The 437-nt window shown below is 65.0% G+C and carries 1 protein-coding gene; it reads right to left on the bottom strand.

The genetic code is table 11. From position 1 onward, the window contains the following. On the bottom strand, window positions 1–437 hold a 437-nt coding region (locus EN850_RS33620), incomplete at both ends, for an amino acid permease (RefSeq protein WP_136092943.1).

Consider the following 437-nt stretch of genomic DNA (forward strand, 5'->3'; position numbering starts at 1 on the left):
CTTCGATTCCTGCGCCGCCACCGATACCGCCTCGAAACCGATATAGGCGAAGAACACCATCGCCGCGCCACGCAGCACGCCTTCCATGCCGTACTTGCCCGGGCCTTCATTGGCGGGGATGAACGGAGTCCAGTTACTGGTGTCCACGTACTTCCAGCCGACCACGATGACCAGCACGATCAGGCCGGTCTTGAGCACGACCATCGCCATGTTCATCGCCGAGGACTTGCTGATGCCGACGTAGCACAGCCAGGTCAGCAGCAGCACGAGCGCGGCGGCGGGCAGGTTGGCGATCGCGCCGGTCGGGCGCAGCTGCGCGTCGAGCGGGGCACTGACCAGGGCTGCGGGTAGATGGATGTCGAACTGGCTGAGCAGGCTGAGGAAATAACCGGTCCAGCTGACCGCCACCGCCGAGGCGGAGACGCCGTACTCGAGCA

Origin of the sequence: Mesorhizobium sp. M8A.F.Ca.ET.207.01.1.1, from assembly GCF_004794715.1 — a bacterium.
Lineage (GTDB): Bacteria > Pseudomonadota > Alphaproteobacteria > Rhizobiales > Rhizobiaceae > Mesorhizobium.